The organism is Microbacterium sp. 22195, assembly GCF_052056515.1.
Taxonomy (GTDB): Bacteria; Actinomycetota; Actinomycetes; order Actinomycetales; family Microbacteriaceae; genus Microbacterium.
The window spans coordinates 123,384-131,844 of the sequence record NZ_JBQEPE010000005.1 but is presented as its reverse complement, the minus strand read 5'-3'; the positions used below and the strand labels follow the sequence as shown (position 1 = coordinate 131,844).

8 protein-coding genes are annotated in these 8,461 nt (G+C 69.3%); 5 read left to right on the top strand and 3 right to left on the bottom strand.

Translation table 11 applies throughout. The features are described from left to right. Nucleotides 1–55: 55 nt before the first annotated feature. The 3 genes from chvE to ACTJJ4_RS14780 form a co-directional block, all read right to left on the bottom strand. Nucleotides 56–1,171: a multiple monosaccharide ABC transporter substrate-binding protein gene (chvE, locus tag ACTJJ4_RS14790; RefSeq protein ID WP_440944169.1), complete on the bottom strand. Its 1,116-nt coding sequence runs from the start codon at nucleotides 1,169–1,171 to the stop codon at nucleotides 56–58. A gap of 2 nt (nucleotides 1,172–1,173) precedes the next feature. Further along, complete coding sequence (locus ACTJJ4_RS14785; protein WP_440944023.1) at nucleotides 1,174–1,686, bottom strand: class II aldolase/adducin family protein; 513 nt, start codon at nucleotides 1,684–1,686, stop codon at nucleotides 1,174–1,176. 176 nt (nucleotides 1,687–1,862) lie between these two features. After that, nucleotides 1,863–2,867, bottom strand: coding sequence for a LacI family DNA-binding transcriptional regulator (locus ACTJJ4_RS14780; protein ID WP_440944022.1), 1,005 nt, complete (start codon nucleotides 2,865–2,867; stop codon nucleotides 1,863–1,865). A 109-nt stretch (nucleotides 2,868–2,976) separates the two neighbouring features. On the opposite strand from ACTJJ4_RS14780, the gene ACTJJ4_RS14775 reads away from it, so the two are divergent. The 5 genes from ACTJJ4_RS14775 to ACTJJ4_RS14755 all read left to right on the top strand — a co-directional run bounded on the left by ACTJJ4_RS14775 (nucleotide 2,977) and on the right by ACTJJ4_RS14755 (nucleotide 8,448). Beyond that, nucleotides 2,977–4,779 carry an ABC-F family ATP-binding cassette domain-containing protein gene (locus tag ACTJJ4_RS14775; protein ID WP_440944021.1) on the top strand — a complete coding sequence of 601 codons (1,803 nt, stop codon included), beginning with the start codon at nucleotides 2,977–2,979 and terminating at the stop codon, nucleotides 4,777–4,779. A 37-nt stretch (nucleotides 4,780–4,816) separates the two neighbouring features. Continuing rightward, nucleotides 4,817–5,458, top strand: a complete 642-nt coding sequence (locus ACTJJ4_RS14770) for a TetR family transcriptional regulator (protein ID WP_440944020.1) — start codon at nucleotides 4,817–4,819, stop codon at nucleotides 5,456–5,458. A 284-nt stretch (nucleotides 5,459–5,742) separates the two neighbouring features. After that, nucleotides 5,743–6,648 (top strand): MetQ/NlpA family ABC transporter substrate-binding protein, encoded by a 906-nt coding sequence (locus tag ACTJJ4_RS14765; RefSeq protein WP_292700900.1) that lies wholly within the window; start codon nucleotides 5,743–5,745, stop codon nucleotides 6,646–6,648. Between the two features lie 97 nt (nucleotides 6,649–6,745). Next, nucleotides 6,746–7,789, top strand: coding sequence for a methionine ABC transporter ATP-binding protein (locus tag ACTJJ4_RS14760; RefSeq protein WP_440944019.1), 1,044 nt, complete (start codon nucleotides 6,746–6,748; stop codon nucleotides 7,787–7,789). Then, the gene (locus tag ACTJJ4_RS14755; protein WP_440944018.1) at nucleotides 7,789–8,448 is read left to right on the top strand and encodes a methionine ABC transporter permease; all 660 of its coding nucleotides are present in this window, start codon (nucleotides 7,789–7,791) and stop codon (nucleotides 8,446–8,448) included. The genes ACTJJ4_RS14760 and ACTJJ4_RS14755 overlap by 1 nt, the downstream gene beginning before the upstream one ends. Nucleotides 8,449–8,461: the final 13 nt, after the last annotated feature.

The following is an 8,461-nucleotide window of genomic DNA, read 5'->3' as shown; positions in this document are numbered from 1 at the left end:
GGGGGGGAGGAGCAAGAATCCCCCCCCCCCCCCCCCCCCCCCCCACCCCGGGCGGTCACTTGAGGTCGCCCTCGGTGTAGTAGCCGCTGTCGATCAGGACCTTCTTGTAGTTGTCCTTCGTGACGATGACGGACTTCAGCAGGTACGACGGCACGACCTTGACCGTGTTGTCGTAGGTCTTGGTGTCGTTCACCTCGGGCTTCTTGCCCTTGAGGATGTCATCCACCATCTGCGCGGCGCGCTTGCCCAGCTCGCGGGTGTCCTTGAAGATCGTCGAGTACTGCTCACCGGCGACGATCGACTTGACGCTGCCGGCCTCGGCGTCCTGACCCGTGATCACCGGCAGGGCGGAGGCGGAGTAGCCGCCCGAGGTGAGCGCCGAGATGATGCCGATCGACAGGCCGTCGTAGGGCGAGAGCACGCCGTCGAGCTTGGTGCCGCCGATGACGGTGAGGATGTTCTCCATGCGCTTCTGCGCGGTCTCGGGCAGCCAGCGCAGGATCGCGGCCTGCTCGAAGCTGGTCTGACCCGACGGCACCTTCAGCACGCCCTTGTCCAGGTAGGGCTTGAGGGTGTCCATGGCGCCGTTCCAGAAGAACGTGGCGTTGTTGTCGTCGGGGCTGCCGGCGAACAGCTCGACGTTCAGCGGGCCGGTCGCGCCGGTGTCCTTGCCGTTCTCGTCGAGCACGCCCAGGCCGGTGAGCAGGCTGGTCGCCTGCTGCACGCCCACCTGGTAGTTGTCGAAGGTCGTGTAGTAGTCCACGTTCTTCGTGCCGTTGATCAGGCGGTCGTATGCGATGACCGGGATCTTGTCGTCGGCTGCCTGCTGCAGCACGTCGGTGAGCGTGGTGCCGTCGATGGATGCCACGATCAGGGCGTCCGCGCCGGTGGAGATCATGTTCTCGATCTGGGACACCTGCGTCGGGATGTCGTCGTTCGCGTACTGCAGATCGACCTTGTAGCCCATGTCCTCGAGGGTCTTCTTGACGTTGTTGCCGTCGGCGATCCAGCGCTCGGACTGCTGGGTGGGCATCGCGACGCCGACGGTGAAGTCGGATGCCGCCTTGTCGCCGCCCGCCGCGGGGGCGTCGCCGCCGCGGGTGCCGCTGCAGCCGGCCAGGACGAGTGCGGCCGTGGCGGCGATGCCGACGAGCGCGAGAGACCTCTTCATCTTCACTGTGTGCTCCTTGTGTGGTGTGGATCGGTTGTGTGGTGCGTTTCGCCGACCTTCCCGGAGGGAAGGGAGGTGCGGGAGCCCGGGTGGGCCCGGTCGGCGGGCGGGGAGCCCGCCGGTTCCGCGATGGCCCGGAGAGCCGCCGCGGGAGTCGGTGCGTGCACGATGCGGCCGGCGCAGGAGGCCGCGGAGCGCCCCGCACCCGCCCGGTGGATGCCGGCGTGCTCGGAGGATGCGGAGGACGGTGCCGTACGGCGGTCCCACGGCGCGCTCACGATGCGGCCGTCGATGCCGAAGACGGAGGTCTGCGACGGGCCGACGGAGGACAGATCCGCTGCGTCGGGCGTGATCACGAAGAGGTCCGTGCCGTCGACGCGAGCGGACACCGCGGCGGGGGAGGGCAGGGCGGATGCCGTCGCGCAGGCCTCGCAGAGCTGTTCGCGGGTGCGGGCGATGAGCACCTGCGCCACGGCGGCGTCAGCCCGATCTTGCGGGGCTGAGGGATGCGGCATCTTCGGGACTCCATCGTCTTGCGGGTGGCCCCAGCTGGGCCGTGCTCTCATTTGTGACCGTTCACAACGTGTCCTCGATGATACATGCGAAACGGTCACATCTGTCAACGGCCCCCGAAGGAGGGGTTACCGATTCGTGATGATCGACGCCCGCCGGGTCCCGGGTCCGGTCCGGGTCAGCGCGGTGCGGGCGCCGTCGATGCACGCACCACGAGCTCGGGCAGGACCCGCGCCTGCTCGGCATCCCCGCCGTCGATCAGGGCGAGCAGCATCGACATGGCGCGGCGGCCGATCTCGGCGAAGTCCTGGCGCACGGTGGTCAGCGGCGGGGCGAAGTGCGCGGCCTCGGGGATGTCGTCGAAGCCGACGACGCTCATCTCGCCCGGAGTGTCGATGTCCATCTCCCGGCAGGCGTGCAGGAAGCCGAGGGCCATCTGGTCGTTGCCTGCGAACACCGCCGTGAAGTCCCGGTAGCGCAGCAGCTCACGACCCGCGTAGTACCCGAAGGCCGCGCTCCAGTCGCCGAGGATGGGCGCCCGGGTGCGCAGATCGGCATCCGAGAGGGCCTGCAGGTAGCCCTGCATCCTGGCATCCGCCTCGATCCAGTCGCGAGGACCGGCGATGTGCACGATGTCGGTGTGGCCGAGGTCGATGAGGTGCTGGGTGGCCAGGCGCGCCCCCGTGACCTGATCGACGCCGACGCTGTGCGCGTTCGCGCGTCCGCTCGTGTCGAGCGTGATCGTGGGGATGCTCATCGACGCGTCCGCGAGGGCCTGGATGATGCGCTCCTGGGGTGCGATCACGACGAGCGCTTCGATGCCCTGCGACATCAGGAAGTCCAGGCTGCCGCGGATCGAGGCGTCATCGCCCGTGGCCAACGTGGTCAGGCTGATGCGGTACCCCGCCTCGCGGGCCGAGACCTCGAGCGCGTTGATCGCGGTGGTCGGGCCGTAGTGCACCGACATCGAGGTGAGCACGCCGATGGTGCGCGATCGGCTGGTCACGAGCGTGCGCGCGGCCTGGTTCGGGCGGTAGCCGAGCTCGTCGATCGCGGCCAGCACGCGATCCCTGGTCGCCGAGCGGATGTTGGGGGAGTCGTTCAGCACCCGGGAGACGGTCTGGTACGAGACTCCGGCCAGGCGCGCGACATCGCGGATGTTCGGTGCCCGGACGCGGTCCACGGTGCCTCGACCCCCTCGATGTGTACGTTCACATGGTGCACTCCATTATGGAGGCGGCCAGGAACGCAGCAAAGCGCGACAGGCCCGCACGACTACCCTGGAAGACGACATGGCACATCTCCTCGGCGCCGAAGCGCTCCACCTCGAGTACCCCACGCGCGTCGTCTTCGACTCGGTCACCCTCGGCATCGAGGAGGGGGACCGCATCGGCATCGTCGGACGCAACGGCGACGGCAAGTCGAGCCTGCTCGGGATGCTCGCCGGGCGGAAGGAGCCGGATGCCGGCCGCGTGACCGTGCGCGGGGGGACGACGATCGGCGTGCTCGATCAGGCTGACACCCTCGACGACGCCCTCACCGTCGGGGGCGCGGTCGTGGGGGACGCCCCGGAGCACGAGTGGGCGGGCGACGCGAAGGTGCGCGACGTCATCGCCGGCCTCGTCGCCGATCTCGACTGGGACGCGTCGGTGGCCTCCCTCTCCGGCGGGCAGCGCCGCCGGGTGGCGCTGGCACGACTGCTCGCGGGCGACTGGGACGTCATCGCGCTCGACGAGCCCACCAACCACCTCGACGTCGAGGCCATCACCTGGCTCGCGGGGCACCTGAAGACCCGGTGGGCCAAGAACGCCGGGGCGCTGCTGGTCGTCACGCACGACCGCTGGTTCCTCGACGAGATCTGCACCGCCACCTGGGAGGTGCACGACCGGATCGTCGAGCCGTTCGAGGGCGGGTACGCGGCGTACATCCTGCAGCGCGTCGAGCGCGACCGGATGGCCGCGGCATCCGAGGCGAAGCGGCAGAACCTGGCGCGCAAGGAGCTGGCATGGCTGCGCCGTGGCGCGCCGGCGCGCACCAGCAAGCCGAAGTTCCGCATCGACGCGGCCAATGAGCTGATCGCCGACGTGCCGCCGATCCGCGACTCCGTCTCGCTGCAGTCGCTGGCGGTCTCCCGCCTCGGCAAGGACGTCGTCGATCTGCTGGACGCCGGCGTCTCCTACGGCGGCAGGGTGGTGCTGCGCGACGTCGAGTGGCGCATCGCGCCGGGGGAGCGCACCGGCATCCTGGGCGTCAACGGCGCGGGCAAGTCCACGCTGCTCGGGCTGATCGCCGGAACCGTGGAGGCCACGAGCGGGCGGGTGAAGCGCGGCAAGACCGTGCAGGTGCGCACACTCACCCAGCGGATCGACGAGCTCGAGCAGCACTGGGACGAGCCGGTGCGCACGGTCATCAGCGGGCTGCGCACCTCGTACACGTTCGGGACCGGATCGAAGGCGCAGGATCTCACGCCCGGTCAGCTCCTGGAGCGGCTCGGCTTCAGCTCCGCGCAGCTGTCCACCCGTGTGAAGGAGCTCTCGGGCGGCCAGCAGCGGCGCCTGCAGCTGCTGCTCGTGCTGCTGGACCAGCCCAACGTCCTGATCCTCGACGAGCCCACGAACGACATGGACACCGACATGCTCGCCGCGATCGAGGACCTGCTCGACTCGTGGCCGGGCACACTGCTCGTCGTGAGCCACGACCGGTACTTCCTGGAGCGCGTCACCGACCAGCAGTACGCCGTGATGGGCGGCCACCTGCGGCATCTGCCGGGCGGCATCGACGAGTACCTCCGCCTGCGGGCTCTCGAGCAGAGGTCCGGCGGCGCGTCCGACGCCGCTGCGAGCCCGGCGGCGCCCGCGAAGACCCCCGCCCTCGACGGCGCGGCGCGCCGCACCGCCGAGAAGGAGCTCGCAGCCCTCGAGCGCCGGATGCAGAAGCTCAACGAGCAGATCGATCGCGCCAAGCACGCGCTGGCCGACCACGATCAGTCCGACTACGCCGGGCTCGGCGAGCGGATGAAGACGATCCAGGCGCAGCAGGACGAGGTGGACGAGCTCGAGCTGCGCTGGTTCGAGCTCACCGAGCAGCTGGACTGACCTGCACCGCGACGCCCTTGCGCCCTATGGTGGATGGGTGCTCCCCGATTCCCCCGCACACCGCACTCGACTGCGCCTGCTGACCGCCGCCAGCGAGGAGATGATCGAACGCGGCTACGCGGCGGCTTCGCTGTCGCGGATCGCGGCCAGGCTCGGGCTCACCAAGGGCGCGCTCGGGCACCATTTCCCGACCAAGCAGGACATCGCGATCGCCGTGTTCGACCGTGCCGACGAGATCGCCGTCCAGGTCGCAGAGGACGCCCGTCGGCTCTTCCCCGACAGCGCGATGCGGGGCTGCATCGCGTACTTCGCCGGGCTCGCGCGGGCGGGAGCGGCCGATCCGATCGCCGCCGCATGGCTCGCGCTGTACCAGGACCGCTCCGTGCCCGTCGAGATCGCGCGGCGCGGTTACGTGACCTCGCGCGACGTCGTCGCGGGCTTCCTCGCCGATCACCTCTCCCGGGAGGGCGGTGAGCTGCGGATGCCGCCTGCGCAGGCCACGCTCTTCCTGCAGCTGCTCGTCTCGGGGGAACTGGCGATCGCGCGCTTCCTGACGGACTACTCGGCGCAGAACGCCGTCGACAGCTTCGCCACGGCCCTGACCGGACTGGGTGTTCCGGATGCCGAAGCCGTCGTCATCGACGGCATCCAGGCGGTCTGGACGTCATCACCCGAGTGATATACGCTCGTCTACGAGCATATAGACGCCCGTCTACCTCGGTTGGGGGATCGTGGGGACGGTGGCGCTGCTCTCGCGGCTGGGGACGCGACCAGGCCCGTGGTGAGGTGGTGCGTCCACTCCCACGGGCCTGATGCTCCTCTCCGTCTGTCCGCCCGCCCCCCGGCGCGGCGCGAAGCGTAGCGAGACCGCCGGAGCTGTGACGTAATGTGACGGGCCGATTACGGTGCGCCCGCGGCCGCCACGTACCGTTTTCGAGTCCCCCACGAGAGGAATCACAGACCATGTCCCGTCGCATCACCACCCTCGCAGCCGCCGCCGCAACGGCCGCTGTCCTGATCGCCTCCCTCGTCGGGTGCGCCTCCAACCCGGCATCCTCCACCGACTCCGCCAAGAAGGACGACACGGTCAAGATCGGCGTCGTCGGCAAGAGCGACGCCCAGTGGCCCGCGTTCGTCGCCGCGGCCAAGAAGGAGGGCATCTCCGTCGAGCTGGTCGACTTCGGCTCCTACGAGCAGCCCAACCCCGCGCTCGCCGAGGGCGAGCTCGACCTGAACCAGTTCCAGCACATCGTCTACCTCGCGCAGTACGACAAGGCCTCGGGCAAGGACCTGCAGCCGATCGGCGCGACCGCGATCTACCCGCTGGGCCTGTACTCGAAGAAGTACGACTCGGTGAAGGACATCCCGAAGGGCGAGACCGTCGCCGTGCCGGACGACGCCTCGAACCAGGCGCGCGCGCTGCTCGTGCTGCAGTCGGCCGGCCTCATCAAGCTGAAGAGCGGCGGCACCATCGTCAGCGACCTCGCCGACGTCGACACCGACAAGTCCAAGGTCAAGGTCACCGCTCTCGAGGCGGCGGTCATCCCGACCGCTCTGCCCGACGTCGCCGCGGCGATCATCAACAACGACTTCGTCAAGGACGCGGGCCTGAGCTTCAAGGACGCCATCGCGCAGGACGACCCGACCGACCCGAACGCGCTGCCGTACGTGAACATCTTCGCCGCCCGCGCCGATGACGTCGACAACCCCACCTACAAGAAGCTCGTCGAGATCTTCCAGACCGACGCGGCGGTGCAGAAGGGCCTGCAGGAGTCCTCGGGCGACACGGCGGTGCCGCTGAAGACCGCGGCCGCCGACCTGCAGAAGTCGCTGAAGACGGTTCTCGAGGACACCGTCATCAAGAAGTGACATCCCGCGTTCACACCTGAATGCGAGAGAATCGGGCGGCGCGAACTCGCGCCGCCCGATTCGCGTGCACACCGCATCCCCACCCTCGGGAGAACACATGCCCATCGTGAGCCTCGCCGGCGTCACCAAGAGCTACCCGGCAGCGGGGCGCGACAGCGCGCCTGTGACCGCCGTCGACGACGTCACCCTCGACATCGAGCAGGGCGACGTGTTCGGCATCATCGGATACTCCGGAGCGGGCAAGTCCACTCTGGTGCGGCTGATCAACGCCCTCGAACCCGCCACGAGCGGGACGATCCACGTCGACGGAGTCGACATCACCGCGCTGGGGGAGCGGGAGCTGCGCCGGATCCGCGGCGGGATCGGCATGATCTTCCAGCAGTTCAACCTGTTCTCGGCGAAGACCGTCAAGGCCAACATCGCCTATCCGCTGAAGCTCGCCGGCTGGTCCAAGCCCGAGATCGACGAGCGCGTGGCCGAGCTGCTGAGGTTCGTGGGTCTCGCGGACAAGGCTCGCGCCCATCCCGAGCAGCTCTCCGGCGGTCAGAAGCAGCGCGTGGGCATCGCCCGTGCGCTCGCGACACGGCCCAGCATCCTGCTCGCCGATGAGGCGACCAGCGCGCTGGACCCGCAGACCACGCACGAGGTGCTCGATCTGCTGGGGCGCGTGAACCGCGAGCAGGGCGTGACGATCGTCGTCATCACGCATGAGATGGACGTCATCCAGACGATCGCGACGAAGGTCGCCGTGATGGAGAAGGGGCGGGTGATCGAGCAGGGCGAGGTCTTCGACGTCTTCTCCCGACCGCAGAACCCCGCCTCGCAGCGCTTCGTCGGCACCGTCATCAAGGGACTGCCCTCGCCGGCCGAGGCGGCGGCACTCCGCGAGCGGCACGCCGGGCGCCTGGTCACGTTCTCGTTCCGCGACGGGGACTCCTCGCAGTCGCAGGTGCTGCTGGACCTCGCGCAGGCGGGCCTCGAGTTCGAGCTCGTGTACGGCGGGATCAACGACATCCGCGGTCGCGCCTTCGGGCATCTCACCCTGGCGATCCGAGGCGCGGATGCCGCGATCGACGAGGCGCTGCGCGGCATCCGGCAGCACGCCGAAGTGACCGAGCTCGAGCAGGAGGGTACGCGCTGATGGACCGTCTCATCGAACTGGGCGACGAGTTCTGGCAGGCCGCCGTCGAGACCCTCTACATGACCGTGTTCGCGCTGGTCATGGCCGGCGTCCTCGGCACCTTCATCGGCGTCGGCCTGTACCTCACCCGGCGCGGCGGGCTGCTGCCGAACCGACTGGTCAACGGCGTGCTCGAGCTGCTGGTGAACTTCTTCCGCCCGATCCCGTTCGTCATCTTCATCGCCGTGGCGATGCCGCTGACCCGGGCCGTGATCGGGGTCGGCATCGGCACCACGGCCGGTGCCTTCGCGATCGGTCTCGCGGCCTCGTTCGCGATCGCGCGCATCGTCGAGCAGCACCTCGTCTCGGTCTCTCCGGGCATGCTCGAGGCCGCGCGCGCCATGGGCGCCGGCCCGTGGCGCATCCTCTTCACCGTCGCGATCCCCGAGTCGCTCGGGCCGCTCATCCTCGGCTACACGTTCATCGTGGTCGCGCTCATCGACATGACCGCCATGGCCGGCCTCGTGGGCGGCGGTGGTCTGGGCGCCTTCGCGCAGATCTACGGCTTCCGTCAGTTCGAGCCGGTCGTGATGTGGGCGGCCATCGTGCTGATCGTCGTGTTCGTGCATCTCGTGCAGCTGCTGGGGACGAAGCTCGCGCGCATGATCATGCGGCGATAGCCCTTCCGCCGCG

Bases quoted from the DNA above. Each gene is read 5' to 3' on its own strand.
- chvE (WP_440944169.1), bottom strand. From the start codon at position 1,171: ATGAAGAGGTCTCTCGCGCTCGTCGGCATCGCCGCCACGGCCGCACTC.
- ACTJJ4_RS14755 (WP_440944018.1), top strand. From the start codon at position 7,789: ATGGACCGTCTCATCGAACTGGGCGACGAGTTCTGGCAGGCCGCCGTC.
- ACTJJ4_RS14765 (WP_292700900.1), top strand. From the start codon at position 5,743: ATGTCCCGTCGCATCACCACCCTCGCAGCCGCCGCCGCAACGGCCGCT.
- ACTJJ4_RS14775 (WP_440944021.1), top strand. From the start codon at position 2,977: ATGGCACATCTCCTCGGCGCCGAAGCGCTCCACCTCGAGTACCCCACG.
- ACTJJ4_RS14760 (WP_440944019.1), top strand. From the start codon at position 6,746: ATGCCCATCGTGAGCCTCGCCGGCGTCACCAAGAGCTACCCGGCAGCG.
- ACTJJ4_RS14785 (WP_440944023.1), bottom strand. From the start codon at position 1,686: ATGCCGCATCCCTCAGCCCCGCAAGATCGGGCTGACGCCGCCGTGGCG.